The following is a 24,001-nucleotide window of genomic DNA, read 5'->3' as shown; positions in this document are numbered from 1 at the left end:
TGGGTTACGGTCAGTTGTTAATTATAATTGGCTTAACGGATAATTTTACCTTGGGTGGTTGATTGTTGCTTGTGCGTGTGTCTATATTTATGCTTTTGTTTTTCTTTAGTAATTGAATGGCCTTTTTAGAACTTATTTCCTTTTCGTCCAAATAGAATACGGCATCTTTCGTGGCCATTTCCTTAACATGCTCCAGAGGCGTTTTTGGTTTTGGTGGACTTTCTGGTCTTACAATGTGAATTTTGTGTTCAAACTTCTCCTCATTAAAAGGATGGTCTGTAAGCTCTAAAATATGCACATCTTCAAAAGCAACTATTTCTTCCAGGGCGTTTCCCACGGCATGTTCCACAAGTTTCTCAATTTCAATTTTTGCTTCAGGAGGGGTAGGTGGAGTAGGGGGTTCCGGCGGCTCGGGTATATTTGGAAAAGGCTGGGCACTGGAGCGTTGTTTTGTGCTCATTTGGGCATAGAGGTAAGCCATACGGTCTAATTCTGTCTTTTGGATACGAATGCCTTTGCCCTTGGCTAACATTTTATTGTACTTTTTGGCCAATCCATTATATTCAGAAATCTCTTCTGCACAAGCTCCTTTTTTATCGCTTTTGTTTTCAGGGCATTCAGGAAATGGCTGTGCTTCGTTTTGCTGTTTTTTGGACATTTTACCATAAATAAGCTCCAAAGTATTTATATCTTCTAGGGATACATTTCTCTTTTCCCTTGGGATAGCATTGTACTTTTTGGCCAATGCGTTATAACGGGCCACTTCCTGCTCAGTGGCTTCGCTTTGATAGGCTTGTACGGCAGAGGTTTCTTTAGGTACGGTAATCTGTTCGCTAAAGCTGAATAGGAGCATGGTAATCAAAGGCAGAACGGCGACGCTTCTTAAGACCACCGATTCTTTTGAGGTTGTTTTTTTCATGACTGTAAAACGTTTTTTGATTGATGAATAATTGATGGCGTTAGCCAGACTCGACTGATAATCTTTACCGTTTGTTGATGAGGCAAACGCTAAAAGTATATTTTGATATTTAGGGGTTGGAGTACCTTGGTTAAGAACTGCCTGGTCGGCAAGGAATTCATGATTTAGTTTGATCCAGTTTTTTATGATGTATACCAGTGGGTTAAACCAAAAGATAATTTGCAATAGTTCTATAAACAGAATGTCCAAACTGTGCTTTTGTTGGGCATGCGCAGCCTCATGCAGCAGTACTTCTTGGGGAATTTCCCTTGCTTCAAATTCTTGTTTGTTCAGGAAAATGTAATTGAAAAAGGTATGGGGTACAGTAATATCACTAAGCAAAACATTAATAAAGGATTGCATCCGTAATTTTGGATTGTTGCGGATGTTAATCAGGATATGTCCTAAATTTTTAAAAAACCGAAAGGAAAAAAGTAGCACCCCTAACGAGTATATGAATAGTAAGAGGGTGGTGGTATCCAAACTAACGGACTTTTCTTCGCCTGCAGGCATTGCCATTTGGTTTGATGCCGTTGTAATGTGGTCTATTTCATGGGCCAAAGAAGGAACTTCTACATACTCCACAAACGTTATTGACGGAATTACAATGGACAGTACTAAGGCCAGAAGAAGATATATGCGTTTAAAACCGTGCATACGCTCATTCTCTAAAACTAACTTATAGAAAGCCATAAATAGGGCCAAGCAAGCGGTAGATTTTAATAGGAAGAGAACCATGGTTATCGCTTTTTAATTTCGTTGTCTATGAGATTTCTTAAATCTTCAAGCTCCTTTCTGCTCAAGTCGGTTTCTTTGGTAAAGAAAGAAGCAAATTGCCCCGGACTATCATTAAAAAAGTTTTTAATGAGTCCGTTTACGTGTTTGGAGAAGTAGTCTTTTTTTCTGACCAATGGATAGTATTCACGGGATCGCCCTAAACTTTTGTAGGCCACAAAACCCTTGTCCGTCATTCTTTTTAAAAGGGTTGCTACAGTTGTAGTAGCGGGTTTTGGCTCAGGGTATGCATCCAATAGGTCTTTCATGAAAGCTTTCTTTTGCTTCCATAAAATATTCATAAGTTCTTCTTCTGTTTTGGATAATTGCATAATACGCTGCATTTGTATTCTACAAACATAGAGCATAAAGTTTTATTCTACAAACGTAGAGTTGTTAATTGTTAGTTAATGTATTTTTGAACGTGCGTTAGGGATAGCAACGGAAAGCCCGCATTAGCTTTTTTGCTAAGCGTACTTGCAATGTATAGCCCGGCCCGCTTTTTAGCGGGAACGCCCTTCTTGGGGTTCAAGGGGTAAAAAGGGCGGTACTGTAGTCCGTATTAGGGTTGAAAACTTTACATTTGATCCCATATTTAAACGTTATGAGTGTACTTGAAGAATTAAAGGGTAGAAGTGGCAATACCTGTGAACTATGTGGTGCCACCAATGAGCTTAGTGTGTACGAAGTGCCACCTGTTTCTACGGGTGGGATTGATGGTAGCCTACTGGCGTGTGCTACGTGTGTTGGCCAGATTGAAAATCCTGATACTACGGATGCCAACCATTGGCGCTGTTTGAACGATAGCATGTGGAGCGAGTACGATGCTGTAAAGGTGGTGGCCTGGCGTATGCTTTCCCGTTTAAAAGCGGAGGGTTGGCCTAAAGACTTGTTGGATATGATGTATCTTGAAGACGCAACTTTGGAATGGGCGAAAGCTACCGGAGAAGGTTTGTCCGAAGCCGAAAAAATCATTCACCGGGATGTGAACGGGGTTATCTTGGAGAACGGCGATAATGTTGTGCTCGTGAAGGACCTTAAGGTAAAAGGTTCTAGTATGGTGGCCAAGCAAGGAACACCGGTACGGAGGATTTCCTTAGATCGTGAAAATGCCGAATATATTGAAGGTAAGGTTGATGGTCAGCAAATTGTGATTATTACCAAATATGTAAAGAAGATATAAATCTATCAAGAAATATAGTTGTAAGAAGGTAGTCATAACTACCTTCTTACAATGTTTTAGAAATCTGATTTTATTTGCTCTACGGTGATAATTTTCGAAGTTAAAATTTCAATTTCCTCACAGCTAAATCTTTGATTAAGTTTTTTTAAAGCTTTGATAATAGAATGAATTTCACTCTCTTTTTTTACGAAGATATATTTGATGTCATTAGAGTCGAAACAGAGTCTGTGTTTAAATAATTTTTGGTTTTCCTTTTTCACTAGCTGTTCATCTTTAACCTCTCTTGAATTTAAAAAAAATTTTGCGTCACCACCGAAATTGAGCTTTGGTACATATCTCCATTCTCGTTCATTATAAAATCTGATATTTTTATATTGCTTGTCACTTTTTCTGAAGGGACCATCATAAGATTTTGTAAAGCACACTAAATTTATGTACTCATCATAAATCTTATTAGATATTTCATTACAATCCCTATTTAAATCTAGAAATATGCTATCTGATAATTTTCTTATTGAATCAGAAATTAATGAATCAGGATTTATATAGAGAACAGGATTCAATTTTTTTTCTATACCCCATTCTTTTGTCATACCTAAACCATAACTTCCATACATGTCAATATGATTGCCAATCTGACTTAACGAAATATCACAAAAACAGGTCATTGGAATAGCGGCTGAGAATTCACTTTGATAGACATTACTAAGTTTTAAATTCTCAAGACAATATCTCGGCACAAAAGACTGCTCCAATATATTGATAAGAAACTTTCTTTTTGGAGTAAAATGAAATAAACAATTAGAACTAATATTACTCATTTATAAAAGATTTAAGGTGTAGCTAACTCTTCTAGAGCAATATTATTTTACTTGTTCATTAAGGTAAAGTGATGATAGAAATAAGGTATGGTCTCTATGCCTTTTAGATAGTTCCAAACTCCAAAATGTTCATTGGGCGAATGAATGGCATCGCTATCCAACCCAAAGCCCATAAGAATGGTCTTACTGTTCAGTTCTTTTTCGAACAGTGCTACAATAGGAATACTACCACCACTACGCTGTGGAATAGGCTTTTTGCCAAAAGTGGTTTCGTAAGCTTTGGAAGCCGCTTGATAGCCAATTGTGTCAATTGGGGTAACATACCCTTGTCCGCCATGGTGCGGTTTTACCTTTACGGTAACCCCTTTTGGGGCAATGCTTTCAAAATGGGTTTTGAACAATTGGGTGATTTCCTGCCAATCTTGGTTGGGTACCAAACGCATGGATATTTTGGCGTAGGCCTTACTGGCTATGACCGTTTTTGCACCTTCACCGGTGTAACCGCCCCAAATGCCGTTTACATCTAACGTGGGTCGTATGCTGTTTCGCTCGTTGGTACTATAGCCATTTTCACCGTCTACGGAAGTGATATCCAATGCTTTTTCATAGGCATCTAGACTAAACGGAGCCTTGGCCATTTCTGCTCGTTCTTCTAACGAAAGGTTCTCTACCTTGTCATAAAAACCGGGAATGGTAATATGGTTGTTCTCATCATGGAGCGAAGCGATCATTTTGGTAAGTGCGTTTATAGGATTGGCAACGGCACCACCGTACAGCCCAGAATGTAGGTCTCTGTTAGGTCCGGTAACCTCTACCTCTACATAACTTAGTCCGCGTAATCCTGTGGTAATGGAAGGAACGTCATTTGCGATCATTCCGGTATCGGAAATCAATATAATGTCGTTGGCAAGCTTTTCACGATTGTTGGCTACAAAAACCGCTAAGTTGTTACTGCCCACTTCTTCCTCTCCCTCGATCATAAATTTCACATTGCAGGGCAGTTGGTCGGTTTTTACCATAAATTCCAATGCCTTAACGTGCATATACATCTGGCCTTTATCATCACAGGCTCCACGGGCGAAAATAGCGCCTTCTGGGTGTAGTTCCGTTTCCTTGATTATGGGTTCGAACGGAGGCGAGTTCCAAAGGTCTATTGGGTCCGGTGGTTGTACATCATAATGACCATAGACAAGAACCGTAGGAAGGTTGGGGTCTATAATTTTTTCGCCATAGACGATGGGATAACCATCCGTCTCGCATATTTCTACCGTCTCGCATCCGGCATTTTCCAGTGCGGTCTTTACTGCTTCCGAGGTGTCAAAAACATCCTGAGAGAAGGCGGAGTCCGCGCTTACTGACGGAATACGAAGGAGTTGTATAAGTTCATCTAAGAACCTTTGCTTATGATTTGAAATGTATTCTTGTACGTTTTGCATGTAGCAAATTTAGAGTGTAAATTAAAAATACGAAAAAGAACGTTTTTAAGTGGTGGAAAATTTAGAGAATTAAAATTTTGCATTATATTTGCATCCCAATTTGATTGGGAGATGCAGGCGTGGTGGAATTGGTAGACACGCTAGACTTAGGATCTAGTGCCGCAAGGTGTGAGAGTTCGAGTCTCTCCGCCTGTACAACGAGAAGCCTTTCAGGAAACTGAGAGGCTTTTTTTATGGGGAATGTTTTGGGGAATGAAAGAATAAGGAGATGCTAGAAGCGTGCTCCGCCTAGACAATGAGAAGCCTTTTAGGAAACTGAAAGGCTTTTTCAATGGGAGTTTTAGTAATTAAATTTAAGGAGACTATGAATAGCGTGTTGGGTAGTAAAAATTTTTATTTGATTTTTTTAAAAGACTCCTCTAAAATTATATTAGGAACCTCTGTCCTTAATATAAGAGTGTTTTCGCTTATCTCTAATATTTTGCTGTCGAAGGCTTTATCACCTGTTTTTTCATCAGTAACAGTGATATCAACTTCATTTAGTTTATATAATTTGTCGACAACAAAATCTTCTTCGCAATTTAAATAAGCGAACTGTATATATCTACCTTCTTTTGTAAACTCAATGTAATCTGGTTGGAAATTACTGCAATCTTCTCCAGAATGGACAAACGGATTAGTAGAGCCTCCATTTGTTCGGTTAGAAACATAAGTCCATTTGCCTACTAATAATTCTGAATAGTTGTTAGATGCTGTCGAGGAGTTTTCTTCGCTTGAATTACTACAAGAAAAAAGGAACGTCACTAGCGTAAGTAAAAAGAATCTATTCATCGTAAAACATTAATTTATTATTGCAATTATACAATTTAAAAGAAACGTATACTTACGGAATTTCGTAAATACTATAACTTTATATCATGCAAATGATATGTGTAAAAAACTTTTTAGTCGCCGGTTTGTTCTTTAGCCGAAAGCTATATTTTTGGGCTTTAAGATAAACTCCAAATTTTTCATCCAATTATATTGAACGAAAATTATTCATAAAATTTCTCGGAAATCCTAGAGCTTATCTTTTTTACACCTAGCTTTGTGCCGATGCCACTCTAAGTTTTTTAGTTTTCTTGTACGTACGTCCATACCATAATAGTACACCGGTAACTGGTAAACTGGCGGTGAGAAGTCCAACGATAAAAACAATAATTTTCCCCACAATGCCTCCAATGGCACCAATGTGAATATCATAGTTCATCCGGAGAATTTTATCTGAAACGTCCGCATTGCTGTATTTCCCATAAATACTAGGGGTTTCAATCTCTTCTAACGTATTCTGGTCAAAGAACCGAAAATCGGAATCATAAAAAAGACCATCACTGTTGGATACTTCTATATATACGCTAGATTTTTCGGAATCAGGATAATGTAATTCAAAGCTTTTGGCTTCAGGAGATTCTTTTTGGAGCTTTACGATGAGCCTGTCTATTGGTAGTACATCGGTATTGGCGGCAAGGGCTTCGCTATTATTTTCGGGAATGATAAAACGGGCTTCTTTTTCGCCTCCTACCATTTTGTACATTCCGTATTGAAGCCAACCGTAAGAAAGAATGGAGCCGGTCAAGGCCAGGACAAAAGCCAAGGAACAGATATAGAATCCAATAATGGAATGTAAGTCAAAGTTCTTGCGCTTCCATCGTGTGGTTTCTTTCCAATCAAACTTTAGTCTTTGTCTTAGGTTTTTACGCTTTTTGGGTATCCATAAAATTACTCCGGAAATTATGATGAGCATAAAAAGCAGAATAGAAATCCCAACCACTTGTTCGCCAATAGCCTTGGGTAGCCACAAGCGCATATGTCCTTTTAGAATAAAGGCAAAAAATCCTGTAAGATGGTTGTCTACTTGAATGAGTTCTCCCGTGTACGGATTTAGAAAAACACTTTGGTAAAATTCGGGTTCGGCATCGTAAAAAATAACCTCAATGGCATCATCTTTTTGTCCAAAGACAGTACCATGTACATGGTTGTCCGGAAAAATTTCCTTGGCCAATGCCCTTGCTTTTGTAGGAGTTAGCATTGCGGCCTCTTGGGGCGTAACCTTTTTATATCCGTCATACAGACTTTCAATTTCTTCCCTAAAGGTCCAACAACATCCGGTTACGGCAACAATAAAAACCACCAGACCTGTGGCCAGACCAATAACTTTGTGAAGTGTAAGAATTGAATTTCTATATTTCATAATACTGTTTATATAAATAGATTATCACCCGTTGCTCGCCAAATATTAAAAAGTATAAGTGAAATTGGCATAAAGCGCCCTTGGGGTTTGTGGTGTAATGGTGGTCCACCCCTTATAATATTCTTTGTTGAATACGTTGTTCAATTTTAGACCAATACGATATTTGTCCGCTTGATAGAAGACAGAAGCATTCGCAATGGTATAACTTGGTAATATGAACTCTCCTGTTGATGCGTAGTTAATGGCAAAACGATCACTGGCACCGTTAAAACCAAATCCTAGCCCAAAACCGTCTAGAGAGCCATTCTGAAATTCGTAATTGGCCCATAGGTTGTATACGGTTTCCGGCCCTGCTTCCAAAGGTCTTCGGTTTAATATTTCAGCATTATCGGATACTGTGGTCTCACTATCGTTATTGCTGTAACCGGCCCTAATATTTAGGCCATTAATAGGGTTGGCGTTAACTTCTATCTCAAAGCCTTTGCTTTCAACTTCGCCTCCTTGGATTTTATTAAATGGCGAGGCTGGATCCGTAATTACCCTGTCTTTTACGTTTATGTCATAATAACTAATTGTAGCGTTAAGACGGTTGTTGAAAAGGTTGGTCTTTATACCGAATTCTAGCTGATTTGCTTGCTCGGGGTCAAAGGTTTTTAAGGTTTGTGGGCCTGCATTTACATCGCCAACTAAAGCAGGTGCTACATTGGTAAAGCCGTTTTGGTAATTGGCAAAGACCGATAATTTGTCTTGGATCGGTTGGTACAACAAGCCAAATTTAGGGGAGAAAGCCGTTTGGTCAAAATCATCTTCCAATGTGGCCAAGTCACCTTCATTATCAAAAACATCCAAACGTAAACCTACCATAGCCGATAACGAAGGGGTAATGTTCAATACATCTGCGGCGTAAGCGCTGTAGATGTGCGATTTGGATTTTATATTACTTACACCCTGTGAAGCAAGTGCGGCATCTACCCCGGCCGTGGACAAAGGGAAGAGGTCTTCTTCTACCTCTGGCGTAAACGGATTGTCTCCGTTTGAACCACCTTCGGGAGTAATATTGCCATAGAAAGCATACCCTGTACTATTGTCCGTTTGGGTAGAGTTGTAGTAATCAATACCAAAAACAAGTTTGTTCTGCATACCGGCCAGTTTAAAGTTTCCGATAAAATTTTGCTGAATATCCGTAGTTTGGGTATTTGCATTTTGCTTGCTTATGTACCGGGTAAAAGTGTCGTTGCCCAGCACACCAAAATCGAATAAATAGGAATAGTAACCGCGGGTTGAAGTAGAACTTTTGGAAAGAATGGTCTGTGATTGCCAAGAATCCGATAGTTTATAATCCATTTCTATACGGTAGTTCTGGGTGGGATTTTCCAGAGAAAGGTCGTTGCTTGTAAAGGACAATTTATTGTTGTACCCTAGCTCTTCTAGATTGGCCGATTCTGTTGGAGCGCTCCGGTTTAGGAACAAAAACATGGGGTTGGTTTGTTCTGCCTGTGAAATTTCTCCGTAGAATGAAAATGATAGTTTATTATTTACACGATAGGAGAGGGATGGAGCCACAAAGAAAGACTTTCTAAATCCGGCATCCTGAAAACTTTGTTCCGTGGCATAAGAGGTGTTCAATCTAAAATAAATATTGTTGGCCTTATCTAGCGGGGTGTTGAAATCACCACTAATTTGATTGAAACCATAGGTGCCCGAGGTAAAGGACAATTCGCCGCCCGTACCTACATACGGTTTTTTGGTAACAACATTTATTAGACCGCCATAGGAAGTTACGGCATTACCGAAAAGTGTTGCCGATGGGCCTTTTATAACCTCTATACGCTCAATATTGGCGGCATTTATAGTTCCGTTGGTAAGACCGGGCAATCCATTTACCAACTGGGGTTGCACAGAAAATCCGCGAAGCGAATAATAACCGGCACCGTCACCACCACGGCCTGTGGAAGTCCATAGTTTTTCAACACCTACGGCACTCTTTAGGGCATCTTCAAAGGTAGTAGTAACTTGGGATTTTAATAAATCTGTAGTTATGGTGCTATATACCTGTGTGTTTTCTAGGTCTTTAAGAGGTAGTTTGGCCACGTAGGCCGTTTCTTTTCTAGAAAACTTGTTGCGTCTTTCTCCTTTTACGACCACTTCACTTAATATTTCATTTCCCTCATATAGCGTAATGCTACCCAGGTCTTTGGTTTGGTTTGCAATAACGGTTAGAGTCAATTCTTTGGTCTTAAAACCAAGGTAGGATATGGTCAATATATGCTCTCCGGTGCTGATGTCTGCGATTTCAAAACTGCCGTCTTCATTGGTATACGCTCCCACATTGCTGTTCTTGATTGATACGTTCACCCCCATAAGAGGGGTTTGGGAGTTATCTGTTATGATTCCTTCAATTTTACCGACTTGAGCGAACGATGAGGTTAAGGAGGAAAAAACAAGAATTACCGTAAGTAGTTGTCTCATGCTTATTTAGACTAAATATGAATAATTGATTTCGGCAAAAGTAATTTTTTGCATAAAACCTACAAAGATTATTTAGATTTAATTTAAATAAAGGTTTTCTTGAGTGAAAAATTATAATTGATACAGCGGTGCAAGTACAATTAAATGTTGATAGATATTTACATTGCAAAAGTATGAGTACAGCTTGAGTCTTGCCGATGGGAAAGTTTATAGACTTTTTCCAGTGTACGCCTTCCGTTTAGCATATAGTCACCCACATAATCCAGATGATGTTTGTTTTCATTTAGTAATATGTTGAAATCAGATGAGAAAAGTACATCCTCTTCAATTTCCTTACATAGCTGACATAACCTTGCTCCTGTATTCAGAACGGTACCGTGAAAGGCAATGTCTCTTTTGTAATCTCCAACTTCGGCAATAGCTACGGATCCATAGCTAACACCAACCTTAAATTTAGGTACGATTCCAAAATTGCTTGAGAAGTTATCTCCAGCATCAAATAGTGAACCTTGAAAATCTAGATACAAATCAATGCAATTTTTTGCTGCACTCGAGTCGGAAACTCTCCATGTCAGAACAGCCTCATCTCCTACATATTGATAGACTTCAGCATTATAATTTTCGATATGGCTAGTCAGTTTTACGAAACACTCCTGAATGAGCCTGCTGTATTTTAAGTGTCCGATTTCTTCTGCTATAGTCGTTGATTTGTTAAGGTCTAAAAACATAAAAATTCGTTTGTCTTCCTTAGGTTTGAAATATGTACCTATTATGATATCGTACAGATTGGTAGACCCAAATTTTCTAGAAATCTGAAAGTATACACTAAAGTGAAAACTCACGACAAAAAAGTATATCGTATAGACTAAATTGAGCGATGTGGTCAAATAACTATAATGTTTATTTACAGCTTCATTTGGACTTAAGGGGAGTAGTTCTCTTATGAAATATGAACTACCTAAATGAAGTATAAAAATGACCGTGAACTGCAAAACGGTTTTAAAAAGTACAACAATGGCAAATGGATAGTCACCAATCATTGTCCGCATGAACAAAACCTCGCTTATACCAATGGTTAAGCAGTAAAGAGTTGTAATAGGGACAATTACCGAAAAGGTATATTCTAGATATGGTAGCCAATCTCCTTTTTCAAAAACCTTGATATTTAGAACAACATCAAATGCTATGATAGCTAAAAGCCACATCAGAGCTAGTGTTAATACCCTGATGATTTGTTTTTTCTTCATACGGCTAGTTGGGCAATGACCTGATTAAAAAGTAAATCTTTTTGTTATTTTAGGTTATCTAGAGACGGGATATCTAACTGATCAGTTCTGTACAGATAAGTGATTTCTTTGTTCTCATAATTTGTATAGGCATCTATCAGTGTAGATTGGGCATTCTGCGCCATGGCTTGTGCATCTAACAAATCGGTTAAATTACTTAAGCCGTTATCATAATTATCCCTGTTCACTTTTAAATTTTCTTCTGCCAATTGCTTGTTTTCCAATGCATATTGAATTTGCTCGTGTGCATTCAATAAATCATACCAGCTTTGGGTAATAGCCACTTTTAATTGATCTATACCATCCATTCGGTTGTTCTGGGCTATTTCTTCTTGTATTCTTTCTTGCTTAAGTCTTTGCTTACCGCCACCCCACCAATCTGAAATAGGGATACTTAAAGAGCCAAAGGCAAAGCCGGTAAACTTGCTATCCAAATCATCATCAAAAGCCCCAAATTCAACGGCACTCACTCCTACCGCCAAAGAAGGTAACATATCTGCTTTTGCCATTTTAGTCTGTAGGCTACTTGCCGTTATAGACTTTTCAAGAAGTTCATAATTACTGTTACCAGTAAGATCCATATCTGGCTCGGTATACATAAAATCAGGAACCATAATTTGATCAAAATCTGCAGCGGCTTTCATGTTTGGTGAATATGCCACGCCAACATAAAGAGAAAAATCCAGCAATGCGAGTTTGCGCATGTTCTCCAATCTACTTTTATTTAAAAGCAATTCGCTACGGTTGACCTTTACCTGTAACAATTGATTTTTGGCAATAAGACCCGCTTCCAATAGATCCTGCTGTTGCTTTAAAAGTTCATCTAGATAGATCTCATTGGTCTCTACCACTTTTTGTTGCTCTTGAATTTGTACCAATTGCCAAAACTTATTTTCGGTTACCAACAAAACGCTATCTACCGCTTGTTCTGCCCTAATTTGAGAAGTCTCCAGTTGTATATCTGCCAATGCATTGGAATTTCTAATTTTTCCGCCGGCATAAATTACTTCGGTTGCCGTTGCACTGGCATTATATAAGTTATCTATACCATTGGGAAGAAAACCCTCTATAGGATCAATGAGATCATTAGGTGCATATAGCCCAAGTGCACTAGCCTCTACATTAGGAAAATAATTTGCCACCATTTCCCGTTTAAAGGCTTCTGATTTCTCTATGGTCAGCAAACCGTTCTTAATGGCATTACTATGCTTTAAAGCAGCTTCTTTACTTTCTTCCAATGAAATTTGTTGGGCAAAAACATTCCCTAATATAGCCACGGAACAAAATATCGTTAAAAAGCTACGTGATTTACCAACCTTGGATAAATAAGTATTTATGTGTTTCATTACTTAAATTCTACTATTAAACATTAGTGTTGACCACTTCTTCCGTGGTAGTCTCATTATCCTCTTTTCTAAAGAATAACCAGTAAAGTACAGGAAGAACAAATAAAGTAAGTACCATGGAGAACATAAGTCCGAAAGCAATTACGGTACCCAGCGGTCCCCATAAACTAGAGCGACTAACGATCATAGGTATTACCCCAACAGCTGCTGCGGAAGATGTCAAGAAAATAGGGCGCATACGTCTTTCCGCTGCTAGAATAGCGGCTTTTTTAACACTGTAGCCATGTTCATGCCTTAACTCATCTGCATAATCAATTAAAATAATTCCGTTTCTTACTACAATACCACATAGCGCCAAAAGACCAAGGAATGAAGTAAATCCAAAAGGATACTGCATCAATATCAACCCTAAAGCCGCACCAAAAATGCTCAATGGCATGGTGATAAAACTTAAAAGTGCGTGCATAAAGTTTTTAAAGTGCCATAGCAGTATCAAGAAAATCAATACCACACTAAGCATAAGGGAAAGTCCCATTGGTTTATTGTTCTCTATTTGCAGCTCATACTCACCACCATACTCTATTCTGATATCCTCCGGAAAGGTGATCTCATCAATATGAGGTATCATTTCTGCGAGTACCTCATTGGCAACCGCATCTTTGGTAATGTCTACACGAACGGTAAGGCAACGGTTTCCATTTCTATTGGTAATTTGTTCTTGAGACCATTGCGGAGTAATCTCAGCTACTTGTCGTAAAGGAACCTTTGCTTGTTTCTGTGCAGAAATTATAGATAGCTGACGCAGATCCGATACATTTTGGCGATGCTGATTCTCACTTTTGATTTTCACATCAATAGTATACTCCTCATCCCAAACCTCGGTAGCTTTTAAACCCGTAGTGTTCACTGCAACGGCATTGGCAATATCTCTGTTGTTTAGACCTAGCCTTGCAGCTTCATTCTGCTTAACATCCATTTTAACAGCTTCTTTCATACTGCCAAAGTCAGTTCTGCTCCAAAGTGTTTTTGGGGTATTACGTGCAATATTGATTATGGTATCGCCATATCTTTTAAGCTGATCAACATCATTACCATACAACCTTACCTCTATAGGCGCGTTGGTACCTGCCATATCCAATTGCTTCATTCTTAAATATGCATTTGGATACATATCCGCATATTTTTCATCGTACTCGTTCAAAACCTCAACAGTAGCATCGTCAGATATGGTGGTTACCAAAATTTGTGCATAGTTTTTTGCTGGCAGGTTTGGTGCATACAGCGTATGGAAACGAGGAGAACTCTGACCAATAAAACTCGTGTAAAATGCGACACGCTCATCGGCTTTTAATACTTTCTCCAATCCGTTTACCACCTTGGTAGTTTCATCTAGACTACTCCCTGGGTTTAAATTGATCTCTATTGAGAATTGATTACGTTCCACTTTTGGAAATAATTGCTGGCTAATGCCTCCAAAAAGCAATACACCTACCACTACTGCCGCAATACCTAAACCAATGGTCAATTTATAACGCTCCATGGCTTTATTGACCGCATTATCAAAAAAGGACTGCAGTCTGTCCAACATAGATTTTTTATCATCTTGTCCTTTTTCTTGAGGGTTATCATGTAATCCCTTTTTTATGAAAAGTGAATTAATGAAAGGCACCAATAAAATAGATATGATCAAGGATAATGTAAGCGCAATAATTATAACGTACGGAAATGCGCTTATAAAATCTGATGCCACACCTTCCATGAAGAACAACAACGGATAAAATGTTGCCGAGATAGCCAATGTTGCGGTAAATACAGAAGGAAAAAGCTCTTTGGCGCTACTAACGGCAGCTTCAGGTATTGACATACCCTCATCAAGTTTCTCTACATAGTTATCTATAATTACAATAGGATCATCTACTACAATACCCAGCACCACAATAAGAGCCGCTAACGTTACCGTATTCAGTTCTATTCCCATAAAGTACATTATGGCAAGTGTTGCTGAAATGGTAATAGGTATGGTAGCTGCCGCCACCGATGCCACCCTGAACGGAAGCAATATTAGGGTAACGATGATTACACCGATCAAGGCATAACCAAACTCTTTCATAAAATGGCTTATAGAATAATCGACCACTTCTGGCTGATTCGCAATTTTTGTAATGGTAATATCACTTGGCAATTCACTGATGACCTTTTCTAATCGCTCATCAATTTCTTCACCAAATTGAACAATGTTGCCTTTCTTCGCCATTTCTAAAGTAATGATCATACCCTTAGAGCCGCTAATGGTCAAATAAGAATCTGGGTCATCATATTCACGAACAACGCGGGCAACATCTCGTACTCGTATAATATTTCCGTTTTCTTCCGTTTTTATGGACTGATTGGCAATATCGGCTTCGGTCTTCAAGGTAGTTTCAAGATAGATAGGTCTTTCCCTTTCTGAATTTTCCAAGGTACCCGCGCTAACCACGGCACCTTGATTCTGTAAACTGTTGGAAATACTGCTAGGCGTTATACCATAACTAGCCAATTTATCTTGATCTACATACACGGCAATTTGCTCTGTAAGTCCGCCCGAATGCGAAATTTTCGCCATGTTATCTATCTGTCGTAATTCATCTTCTATATCCTCTACATGGCGTTGCAGATCTTTGTACGGTCTAGTATCTGACTGTACACCAAGTATTAAGGCTGCCGTACTACCAAAATCACTGTTTACCATAACACCCTGAACTTCTCTAGGAAGCTCAAGCTGTTGAAAGATCAAGACCTCTGACTTTAATTTATTCCAAAACTGTTCAGTAGCATTATGGTCAATTTTGTCCGATATCTCTACATAGATGTACATTAGACCATCTTTGGAATACGAATAGGTTTTGGTCTTATCAACCTCATTGTACCCAAATAAAAACTCTTCTACTTTTGAGGTCAGTTCTTGCTCTACCTTTTCAGAAGAGGCACCCGGATACGACCCAATGATAAGACCTTGTCTTATGGTAAAGTCGGGGAATTCGTTTCTAGGCATGTTAAAAAGCCCATAAGCACCCATGAGCACCAAGCATAACGCAAGTACTATAGGAAATGTAGAATGTTTAAAGGCCCAATCTATGGCTCCGCTTTTTTTCTTCATCTTAAAAACTACTTAGCGTCATTAACAATTTCTACCGGTGTACTCTGTGTTAGTTTGTGATAACCAGATATAATAAGATGATCTCCTTTGGCAAGTCCCTTTTTAACCACTATACCACTATCATACAATTCGCCAGTTTCTATATATTTTCTTTCCGCGATACCATTGTCAACTATATATACATACTGTTTACCATCTTCTGTAACCGCAATACTTTCTGAAGGAATTACGATAACCTCTTTTACATTTTTACCATTGTCTACCTTATCCTGTAAACGCACATTACAGGTCATACCAGGTTTTATCTGTTTATAAGGATTGTTCAATTTTACATATGCCGTATACACTGGTGAACCTTGATTGGATTGTATGGAAACTTCATCCACAATTCCTATAACTGATTTTTCCAATGTTGGGAGATTTACATTTGCAGAATCACCTTTTGTTATGGAATTGATTTCTCCATCAGGTATTGGAAATACAGCTTTTACAGCGTTAATATTCACGATCTCCACTACCGGTTGACCAGGTTGCGCCAAATCACCAACATCCATCATTTTGTCACTAACATACCCGTCCATTGGGGCATATAGTTTTGCATGTCGCACATTTTCATAGGTCATTTTTGCTGCTGCCTGTGCCTGCTCATATTGTGATCTAGCTTCTAACATTCTTATCTCTGCAATACTTCCTTTTTGGAAAACATTATTGATACGCTCGTAATTTTCTTTTGCCAAACGTACCTGGGCAAGTTGTTGTTCATATTGGCTAGAGTAAATAGTAGCATCAATTTGCGCGACCAATTGGTTCTTCTTTACAAAGTCGCCAATAGATACAGGAACATGTACTACATTACCAGATACTTGAAAGCTAGACTTTATAGCTACATCTGCTTCTATTGTACCATTATAAGCTACTTTACCTTGAGAATTATTGGTATTGAGACCAACGTTCATAACCTCTACCTTAATGGTTTTATTTACCTTGGGTTTTTCCTCGTTAGCACAGCTTATAGTTAATAGCACCAAAAAAACAATTGAAAGGCTTTTTGGTAGATACCACAGGTATTTTTTCTTCATACCAAATTCAGATTTACGCATCATATTAGAATTATCTATTTTGAGGCGCAAAGTTAACGTAGCATTTAATCGTAAAAATGGTAATTAAATATCCTATTATGGTATTATTAGAACATTATACCATAAAAAAGCACTATTTAGCTCATAAAATGGTAGTTTTAAATAAATAAATAAATACCATTTTCTATGGAAGATATACCACAAATTGGAATACCGGAACTGTATGCTGATTACGCAAATCAAAAGAGTATCACACAGCCGAAATTTATTTTACTGAAGCCTGAAAATATGCCCGAATACATAAAAAGTGGCAATCCGTTTAGAAACGTTAACTACGGTATCTCATTTTTTGTGGAAAGCAATAGTGAACTAAATATTGATTTCAATAGTTACAAACCCAAAAAAAACACGGTTTATTTTGGAAGCCCCGGGCAAGTATTCGCCATTAACGGTGAGTTTACAGAAGGTATTGGCGTACTCTTTCAAGCAGACTTTATATTAAGACATGGAGCACAACAATGGTTACAATCCTTACCCATTTTCAATAGATTTTTAAGTGAGCCTTTTATTGAATTATCAGAAGAAGATTTACTGATGTTTCAACGGCTTATAAATGAAATGGACACAGAATATGTGAATGATGATTTTTTAAAATACGAAATGCTTGAAGCTCAACTCACCCAAGTCCTCGTAAAACTATCAAGACTTTACCGAGCATCAAAAGAAAGTAAAATAAGTGTTGACACCCAACATATGATGACTTTAGAGTCTTTAATAAACAAACAGTTTAAAAACAATAGAAGTGTAGTAGATTATGCCGCTCAATTATATATGACGCCCCAAAACCTTAACCGCATTACCAAAAAGGCTATGGGTAAGAGCGTAAGTGAACTGATCAATGAAAAGTTGATCATAGAAATAAAAAGGTATCTAGTATATACCGATATGAGTAGCGAAGAAATTGCCCATTTCTTTAATTTTTATGACAATTCTTACTTTACAAAAACATTTAAAAAAGCTGTAGGCGAAACCCCTAAAGCCTTTAGAAAGAGGCAAAAAGAACTACTAAATGTAGATGGTTAATTTATTATTTCTTATTGTGATTGTAAATAGGGTCGAAAAATAAAAAAGCCACTCAACATACAATTGAGTGGCTTTTGGCACTTAGCTAAAACAAATATAAGTGCTTGTTTTAGAAGGTAAATGCGAGTCTTGCGTAGTAATAAGAACCTGCAAAGCCCATTTGTACGGCATCCCAGTACCCGCCTGAATCAGACCAGTCATCTTGTTGGTCAGGATACACATTAAACAGATTATTACCACCTACACTTAGTTTTAAACTTTCAGATAGTTCAAACCCAAAATTTAGATCAGTAACTATTTTTGCACTATACCTATCGGTTGCTCCATCTAATAAATCGGCTTGCGAAGAATAACCTAAATCAGCAAAATCCTCAAAAATCTGGTAGTCAATAAGTTCTATCTCACTAAAACGGGTGAAGCTTAATGCAGCATCAAACCAACCTTTTGTGTAGTTTAGGTTTAAGTTTAATTTACTATCAGGTGCAGAGGCCAATAAGAAACCCTTGTCACGCTCACCAAAGAATGTGCTTTCATCCAAACTTCCGTTATTTACATTATCAATCTTCATATCATTGAAGTTGGCCAAAAAGGTTACGCCAAATGAACTGTCTTCCGAAAGCGTATTTTTGTAAGCCAAAATAACATCAAGACCTGAAGTTTGAGTATCTACACCGTTTACAAAGAATTGAGCTGAATTTACATTGGGTATCTGCGGTGCAGGGAAATCTCCCGTAAGTACAATACGGTCTTTAATTTTTATATAGTAACCATCTACCGTTGCGGTAAAGTTACCGGCTTTGGCGGTGAAGCCTAGTGCGGCATTAAATGCTTTTTCTTCTTTTAATGGCCCTATACCGAAAGAAGCGGTAACCGGACTGTTATTTGGAGAAAGAAGCGATTCCGAAGCTACACCACCAATAAAGTTGGTGAATTTAAGGTTGTAATAGATTTGCGCTAATGAAGGTGCTCTAAAACCTGAACTAACGGAACCTCTTATGTTAATGTTCTCGGATGCTTTTAATCTTGCCGCCAACTTACCGTTAGTGGTACTACCAAAATCACTAAAATACTCAAAACGAGCGGCACCACTTACCAAGAATTTTTCGGTAACGTCCAGTTCTAAATCTCCATAAAGTGAAACGTTGCTTCTGCTTCGGTCTACTTCGTTGGCAGGACTATAACCGGGGAAACCTTGTGAGCCTCCAGGTCTTTGATTGCCCGTTATCGGATCCGTAGGAATGGTCTGTGTGGCAGGGTTTGTAATTAGCACACCATCTACATCAAAAGTTCCGTATGACGAGGCCTCACCTGCAAAAATCTCAAAATTCTCGGTTTTGTACTCTGCACCAAAGGCTAGGTTCATACCGGACATGATATCTTCATAAAATTTAGAAACATCCAAGTTGGTTACGTTTTGGCTAAGGCTGTGTCCACCAGCGTCGAAATCTGTAGGTGATGTTTCTTCAAGAGAAGCATTTAAAGAACCTTTAATAAAGTAATGGAATAAATTCTTTCCGAAAGTGTTACTTATATCTACGTTCCAACCGTTTTCCATTTCAGTTCGTACCCCAACAGCAACAGAGTTGTCAATAATATTAGAAGTGATACGAGGTGTAAAAGCATTAGGGTAAATACTTACTACATTACGTTCCGTAGGATTGTTCCGGGTAAAGGCAAAGGCATCTGTATCTCTATAGTTTCTACCTCCAAAAGCGTAGATTTCCGTATTATCCGTAACCGGAATGTTTATGTTTCCAAAGAAATTAAACCCATCTATAGCGGCCTCGCCAAAGCCCCTTCTAAAATCAAAACCGGGTCTTAGAATTTTGTTTTTCGCTATATACTCCGTAGTAAAGTTGGCGTAACCTTCCTCGCCGATCTTAACGCCATAATTAGCAGCGAATTTTATAGACCCACCGTCAAAGTTTTGATCGTCGCCTATGGCGTTTCCATCTCTTTCCGTGTCTAGTCGGTTACCGTCTGTGTTGGGTGTCCCATCAGGGAAATCTCCTTGGGCATTAGTGCTATAGGCACCATAGCTAATAGATCCGGAAAGTTCATCCGTTCTATCTTTTAGTACAATATTGATAACACCGGCAATGGCATCCGAGCCATACTGTGCAGATGCACCGTCCCTTAAGATTTCTATTCTTTTAATTGCAGACGATGGAATGGCATTAAGATCGGTACCCGTGTTGCCTCTACCACGTGTTCCAAATACGTTGATCAATGAAGATTGGTGTCTTCTTTTTCCGTTGATCAGGACCAAGGTTTGGTCAGGGCCCAGACCACGTAAAGAAGCGGGGTCAATATGATCTGCTCCATCGGATCCGGACTGTTTGTTCGCATTAAATGAGGGTGCCGCATATTGTAATAATTGGTTAACCTCAATTTTACCCGTTTTGGAAACAACATCCTCCATAGGAATTACGTCAACTGCGGTAGCTGTCTCCGTAGAAGTCCTGTTGGGGTTTCTTGATCCCACGATAACCACATTGTCTAACTGGGCTGCAGCTTCGTTCAAGGTAATGTTAAAAGAACTTTTTCCGGCAATGGTCACTTCCAAGGTTTCGTACCCAATATAGGATACAACAAGAACAGCGGTGTCATCTGGAGCGGTAATGGTAAAATTACCGTCAAAGTCAGTTTGTGCTCCTGTTGTGGTTCCTTTGATTACAACACTTGCTCCGGAGAGGGGTTCGCCGGATGCATCCTTAACGGTACCTTCAATTTCCCTTTCTTGGGGCAAACTAGGGGCTTCTGTTTTCTTGGTGAGTACAATTTGCTTTCCGTTTATCTTAAAATCGAAATTGGCCTTTTTAGAAAGCTTGGTCAATACCTGTTCAAGTGCTTCCTCTTTGGCGTGAAACGAAATCTTTCTGGTATCGTCTATCTCTTTTGTATTGTAGAAAAAACGATATTGGGTTTGCGTTTTTATTTCGTTCAAGATGTTTTTTAGCGGCGTATTCTCATAATCCAACTCAATTTTTTTTTGAGATGTTGTGCCCGCGCTCACTTGAAAAACAATAAAGAACAGCGAAAACAAATTGAGCATGGTCTTTAGATTTAGTTGCTTGAGGCGCTTGGTGGCCTGAGCACTGTGTTTTTGGTTTTTTTTCATGATCATTGTGAATTTGATAGTTACTAATTAGTTGTTTTTGTTTATAAATGAGAGTGTTACATTAGCTTTTGCTTTTTATGGTTATTGTGTTTTGATTTATTGTATAATTAAATGGAGTGCTAAGTGAAATTGTATTGAGTATAGACTCTATGCTTTCATTTTCAAATTCGCCCTTAAAGACTTCATTGTTTAGATGTTGTGCGTTATTTTGAAATTTTACTTGATGAATCCTTTCAAGTTTGACCAGGATTTCGGAAAACTTAAGGTTGTCAATAATTAGTTTGTTCTGCATCCAGGCGGTATAAAGCTCTGTCTGCACTTTTGCTTTACTAAAGTTACTTTCGGACTTTTTGTAATTGGCCTGGAAACTTGGGGTCAGGTTTATTTCGTTGCTAGGAGCGTTAGATTCGTTAATGCTGACTTTGCCTTCTACTAAAGTAGTAGCAATGGTTTCTTCGTTTTGGTATGACGAAACATTAAATTGTGTGCCTAGCACTTTAACGGTAAGACCTTGGGTCTTTACCAAAAATGGCTTTTTCTTGTTTTCGGTAACATCAAAAAAGCCTTCGCCCTCAAGAAAAACAGTTCTGTTTACTAAAGAATCATTATTAAAATTGGTAGGAAACTTTAGCCTGGAACCAGCGTTTAACCAAACTGAAGTACCATCGGACAGTTTAAGTTTAAAGGTCTGTCCGTAGGGAATATAAATTTCGTTATAAACCACCGGCATAGATCTATTCTGGTTTTTGGACTGAAAGCTGAGTTCGCCTCTGTTTTTGTCGGCAATTATGTTTCCGTCCGCATCCGTCAATACCTCAGAACCATTACTGGATAGAATTTTGGTGCTGCCGTCTGCCAAAGTAATAGTTATGTGCTCAATGGGTTCTTGATCAGTATCAATGCTCGATATAATGGGTTCTGCCTTATTTGTTGAGAATGGGGAGTTCAGGAGCTTTAAGCCTCCCAGTACCAACACTATGCCTAAAGTAGCAAAGGATAGGCCGTAAAGAAGCCGTTTTCTGTTGCGTTTTTTTACTGAAATTCTAGCGTTAAAGGTTGAAAAACCTTTCTCAAAATCAAAAGTTGAAGCGGTTTCTTTATTGGATTCCCTAATTCTCTTTTTAAAGATGCTTAAATTGACCTCATTTGTAGATACCCAGGTCTTTAGGTGTGTTTTCTCTTCGGAAGAAATAGTCCCGTCCAGCCATTTAGAAATTAGTTCGTGGTAATTCATAAATATTTACACCTTTTAACTTAATGATGCATAATTGTCAAAAAACCCCTACTTATGAATGATTTTTATTTAAATTTGAAAGAATACTATAAAGAATGAACGAACAGAAACTGGTCAAAAAGATGCAGAGCGGCAATGCCGAAGCGTACCGGTATTTGTTTTCCGAATACTATGATTGGTTGTGTAACTACATTTTTAAAATGTGTAACAATCGCTATTTAGCAGAGGATATTGTTCAGGATACTTTGGTGCATTTATGGGAAAAACGAGCTCAGTTACATATTAATGGATCGGTAAAGAATTATTTGTTCAAATGTTGTTACAATCAGTTTTTACAACACGTTAGAGCAAAGAAAATAAACTTTGATACCTTGGATAAAATCAAATGGGAAGTTATTGCCGATACCGCTTTTGAACGAGACAGGGTAGATGAGAAGCTAGAAAATCTAAACGTTCTTATTTCGCAGCTGCCACCACGGTGTAAAGAAGTTTTCGTGCAAAATAAGTTGGAAAAAAAGAAATACAAGCAGATTGCATTGGATATGGGTATTTCCATTAAGACGGTAGAAAACCAAATGTCTAAAGCGCTGCACTTTTTAAGACAGCATGCTACTACTTTCTTATTACTGAGTCTAACTTTTCTTTAAACTTCTTTTTAAAACATAGCTTGTATAAGCTCCAATGCCAAATTTCCACTTGGGTATTTTATCGCAAGTATTTACCCAATTGATAAGTGTTCCTAAATGAGCTGAGGAAATATTTACTTGATCCCCTTTTTTATGAGTAAAGCCCAATCCTTTTTTACCTCGATCCTCCGTAGGAGCGAACATGGTGCCTAAAAAGAGAACAAGACCATCTGGGTATTGGTGGTTCTTGCCTATCACCTGAGAAACCAGATTTTCAGGAGTGCGACTGATCTCTTTCATTTTATTGCTTCCAGAGGTGGTAAAACCATCTTTTCCTTCCATGGCAAATTCCACATCGCAATTTTTAACATCATCTAGAGAGAAAGTGTCATCAAACAAACGGAACATAGGGCCTATGGCACAAGAACCATTCTGGTCTTTAGCCTCGCCCAGTAAAAGGGCGCTCCTGCCCTCATAATCACGAAGATTTACGTCATTACCCAATGTGGCGCCCACTATTTTGCCGGAAGAGGATACCGCAAGTACAATTTCCGGTTCGGGATTGTTCCATTTAGAACTTTTTAAAACACCTATTTCCGCACCAAAACCAACGGTGGATAACGGTTGGGCTTTTGTAAAAACCTCTGCGTCTTTTCCTATACCTACTTCAAGATATTGAGACCAAAGACCTTTTTTTTGCAATTCTTCCTTGAGCTTCTCGGTCTCGGGAGAACCGGCTACTACTTTATTTAAATCATTGCCTAATGTGGCGTATATGGTCTGGCGGATGTCATTGGCCGCATGGGCATCTCCTTTGGCTCTTTCTTCAATGACTCTTTCCAGTAGGCTTTTGATAAAAGTAACACCACAAGCCTTTATAGCCTGAATATCATTTGGAGCAATGAAATATGGAATCTTGGGATTTCTATTGAAATACAGAGAGTTCTTAAGAATGTCCGTTACTTTACCAAGTTTGGGCAAATTGGTCAATGCCTTTAATTTGGTAACGGGGTCTTTACTATTGATTAATTCGCTGGTAGAATTGTAATGTGCAGAAAGATCATAAACGTTTCCTTTTCTGGCTAAAACTACGTGGGGTCCGGCCACTCCATTATATGCTTTTTTTGATGGTACAGCGCATCTGCCTATCCATGTACCTGTTTCCGCCAATTGGGGGATAAGGGTGTTCAAGTCAATGTATTTCATTTTGTAGTATTGG

The 24,001-nt window shown here is 38.5% G+C and carries 17 protein-coding genes and 1 tRNA gene; 4 read left to right on the top strand and 14 right to left on the bottom strand.

Going from position 1 to position 24,001, the window contains the following annotated elements; translation table 11 throughout:
• Nucleotides 1-10 precede the first annotated feature (10 nt).
• Nucleotides 11-1,696 carry a M56 family metallopeptidase gene (locus KO513_RS08400; protein WP_215913019.1) on the bottom strand — a complete coding sequence of 562 codons (1,686 nt, stop codon included), beginning with the start codon at nt 1,694-1,696 and terminating at the stop codon, nt 11-13.
• Between the two features lie 2 nt (nt 1,697-1,698).
• Nucleotides 1,699-2,064, bottom strand: coding sequence for a BlaI/MecI/CopY family transcriptional regulator (locus tag KO513_RS08395; RefSeq protein WP_215913018.1), 366 nt, complete (start codon nt 2,062-2,064; stop codon nt 1,699-1,701).
• Between the two features lie 272 nt (nt 2,065-2,336).
• Here KO513_RS08395 and KO513_RS08390 point away from each other — a divergent pair, with 272 nt between their 5' ends.
• A complete protein-coding gene (locus KO513_RS08390; RefSeq protein ID WP_215913017.1) occupies nt 2,337-2,915 on the top strand; it encodes a PhnA domain-containing protein in 579 nt (192 codons plus the stop codon).
• Between the two features lie 56 nt (nt 2,916-2,971).
• Here KO513_RS08390 and KO513_RS08385 read toward each other — a convergent pair whose 3' ends face one another.
• Together KO513_RS08385 and KO513_RS08380 are read right to left on the bottom strand one after the other, a co-directional pair.
• Entirely contained in the window at nt 2,972-3,736 is a 765-nt protein-coding gene (locus tag KO513_RS08385; protein ID WP_215913016.1) for an abortive infection system antitoxin AbiGi family protein, read from the bottom strand.
• Between the two features lie 47 nt (nt 3,737-3,783).
• Entirely contained in the window at nt 3,784-5,172 is a 1,389-nt protein-coding gene (locus KO513_RS08380; RefSeq protein WP_215913015.1) for a dipeptidase, read from the bottom strand.
• A 113-nt stretch (nt 5,173-5,285) separates the two neighbouring features.
• Between KO513_RS08380 and KO513_RS08375 the strand changes: the two genes are divergently transcribed.
• Nucleotides 5,286-5,367: transfer RNA gene (locus tag KO513_RS08375), tRNA-Leu, on the top strand.
• 198 nt (nt 5,368-5,565) lie between these two features.
• Here the strand turns inward: KO513_RS08375 and KO513_RS08370 are convergent.
• From KO513_RS08370 to KO513_RS08340, 7 genes are all read right to left on the bottom strand, one after another.
• Nucleotides 5,566-6,003, bottom strand: a complete 438-nt coding sequence (locus KO513_RS08370; protein ID WP_215913014.1) for a hypothetical protein — start codon at nt 6,001-6,003, stop codon at nt 5,566-5,568.
• 250 nt (nt 6,004-6,253) lie between these two features.
• Complete coding sequence (locus KO513_RS08365) at nt 6,254-7,402, bottom strand: PepSY-associated TM helix domain-containing protein (RefSeq protein WP_215913013.1); 1,149 nt, start codon at nt 7,400-7,402, stop codon at nt 6,254-6,256.
• A gap of 45 nt (nt 7,403-7,447) precedes the next feature.
• Nucleotides 7,448-9,871, bottom strand: a complete 2,424-nt coding sequence (locus tag KO513_RS08360) for a TonB-dependent receptor (protein ID WP_215913012.1) — start codon at nt 9,869-9,871, stop codon at nt 7,448-7,450.
• 158 nt (nt 9,872-10,029) lie between these two features.
• Entirely contained in the window at nt 10,030-11,076 is a 1,047-nt protein-coding gene (locus KO513_RS08355; RefSeq protein ID WP_215913011.1) for an adenylate/guanylate cyclase domain-containing protein, read from the bottom strand.
• A gap of 86 nt (nt 11,077-11,162) precedes the next feature.
• The gene (locus KO513_RS08350) at nt 11,163-12,503 is read right to left on the bottom strand and encodes a TolC family protein (RefSeq protein WP_215913010.1); all 1,341 of its coding nucleotides are present in this window, start codon (nt 12,501-12,503) and stop codon (nt 11,163-11,165) included.
• A gap of 16 nt (nt 12,504-12,519) precedes the next feature.
• Nucleotides 12,520-15,639 (bottom strand): efflux RND transporter permease subunit, encoded by a 3,120-nt coding sequence (locus KO513_RS08345; RefSeq protein ID WP_215913009.1) that lies wholly within the window; start codon nt 15,637-15,639, stop codon nt 12,520-12,522.
• A gap of 8 nt (nt 15,640-15,647) precedes the next feature.
• On the bottom strand, nt 15,648-16,718 hold the full coding sequence (locus KO513_RS08340; RefSeq protein ID WP_215913008.1) for an efflux RND transporter periplasmic adaptor subunit: 1,071 nt from the start codon (nt 16,716-16,718) through the stop codon (nt 15,648-15,650).
• 186 nt (nt 16,719-16,904) lie between these two features.
• On the opposite strand from KO513_RS08340, the gene KO513_RS08335 reads away from it, so the two are divergent.
• The gene (locus KO513_RS08335; RefSeq protein WP_215913007.1) at nt 16,905-17,801 is read left to right on the top strand and encodes a helix-turn-helix domain-containing protein; all 897 of its coding nucleotides are present in this window, start codon (nt 16,905-16,907) and stop codon (nt 17,799-17,801) included.
• Nucleotides 17,802-17,910: 109 nt separating this feature from the next.
• On the opposite strand, the gene KO513_RS08330 is transcribed toward KO513_RS08335, so the two are convergent.
• A complete protein-coding gene (locus KO513_RS08330; RefSeq protein ID WP_252735715.1) occupies nt 17,911-20,922 on the bottom strand; it encodes a TonB-dependent receptor in 3,012 nt (1,003 codons plus the stop codon).
• Nucleotides 20,923-20,983: 61 nt separating this feature from the next.
• On the bottom strand, nt 20,984-22,156 hold the full coding sequence (locus tag KO513_RS08325; RefSeq protein WP_215913006.1) for a FecR family protein: 1,173 nt from the start codon (nt 22,154-22,156) through the stop codon (nt 20,984-20,986).
• 95 nt (nt 22,157-22,251) lie between these two features.
• Between KO513_RS08325 and KO513_RS08320 the strand changes: the two genes are divergently transcribed.
• On the top strand, nt 22,252-22,803 hold the full coding sequence (locus KO513_RS08320; RefSeq protein ID WP_215913005.1) for an RNA polymerase sigma factor: 552 nt from the start codon (nt 22,252-22,254) through the stop codon (nt 22,801-22,803).
• Here the strand turns inward: KO513_RS08320 and KO513_RS08315 are convergent.
• Nucleotides 22,789-23,988, bottom strand: a complete 1,200-nt coding sequence (locus tag KO513_RS08315) for a fumarylacetoacetate hydrolase family protein (protein WP_215913004.1) — start codon at nt 23,986-23,988, stop codon at nt 22,789-22,791. The two genes, KO513_RS08320 and KO513_RS08315, sit on opposite strands and share 15 nt — an antisense overlap.
• Nucleotides 23,989-24,001: the final 13 nt, after the last annotated feature.

Source organism: Zobellia sp. B3R18 (assembly GCF_018860715.1).
Taxonomy (GTDB): Bacteria; Bacteroidota; Bacteroidia; order Flavobacteriales; family Flavobacteriaceae; genus Zobellia; species Zobellia russellii.
The sequence above is the reverse complement of the archived record's forward strand: the minus strand, read 5'-3'. Positions and strand labels throughout refer to the sequence as shown.

Bases quoted from the DNA above. Each gene is read 5' to 3' on its own strand.
- KO513_RS08360 (WP_215913012.1), bottom strand. From the start codon at position 9,871: ATGAGACAACTACTTACGGTAATTCTTGTTTTTTCCTCCTTAACCTCA.
- KO513_RS08330 (WP_252735715.1), bottom strand. From the start codon at position 20,922: ATGAAAAAAAACCAAAAACACAGTGCTCAGGCCACCAAGCGCCTCAAG.
- KO513_RS08380 (WP_215913015.1), bottom strand. From the start codon at position 5,172: ATGCAAAACGTACAAGAATACATTTCAAATCATAAGCAAAGGTTCTTA.
- KO513_RS08325 (WP_215913006.1), bottom strand. From the start codon at position 22,156: ATGAATTACCACGAACTAATTTCTAAATGGCTGGACGGGACTATTTCT.
- KO513_RS08385 (WP_215913016.1), bottom strand. From the start codon at position 3,736: ATGAGTAATATTAGTTCTAATTGTTTATTTCATTTTACTCCAAAAAGA.
- KO513_RS08400 (WP_215913019.1), bottom strand. From the start codon at position 1,696: ATGGTTCTCTTCCTATTAAAATCTACCGCTTGCTTGGCCCTATTTATG.
- KO513_RS08370 (WP_215913014.1), bottom strand. From the start codon at position 6,003: ATGAATAGATTCTTTTTACTTACGCTAGTGACGTTCCTTTTTTCTTGT.
- KO513_RS08315 (WP_215913004.1), bottom strand. From the start codon at position 23,988: ATGAAATACATTGACTTGAACACCCTTATCCCCCAATTGGCGGAAACA.
- KO513_RS08355 (WP_215913011.1), bottom strand. From the start codon at position 11,076: ATGTGGCTTTTAGCTATCATAGCATTTGATGTTGTTCTAAATATCAAG.
- KO513_RS08395 (WP_215913018.1), bottom strand. From the start codon at position 2,064: ATGCAATTATCCAAAACAGAAGAAGAACTTATGAATATTTTATGGAAG.
- KO513_RS08340 (WP_215913008.1), bottom strand. From the start codon at position 16,718: ATGAAGAAAAAATACCTGTGGTATCTACCAAAAAGCCTTTCAATTGTT.
- KO513_RS08335 (WP_215913007.1), top strand. From the start codon at position 16,905: ATGGAAGATATACCACAAATTGGAATACCGGAACTGTATGCTGATTAC.
- KO513_RS08345 (WP_215913009.1), bottom strand. From the start codon at position 15,639: ATGAAGAAAAAAAGCGGAGCCATAGATTGGGCCTTTAAACATTCTACA.
- KO513_RS08350 (WP_215913010.1), bottom strand. From the start codon at position 12,503: ATGAAACACATAAATACTTATTTATCCAAGGTTGGTAAATCACGTAGC.
- KO513_RS08320 (WP_215913005.1), top strand. From the start codon at position 22,252: ATGAACGAACAGAAACTGGTCAAAAAGATGCAGAGCGGCAATGCCGAA.
- KO513_RS08365 (WP_215913013.1), bottom strand. From the start codon at position 7,402: ATGAAATATAGAAATTCAATTCTTACACTTCACAAAGTTATTGGTCTG.
- KO513_RS08390 (WP_215913017.1), top strand. From the start codon at position 2,337: ATGAGTGTACTTGAAGAATTAAAGGGTAGAAGTGGCAATACCTGTGAA.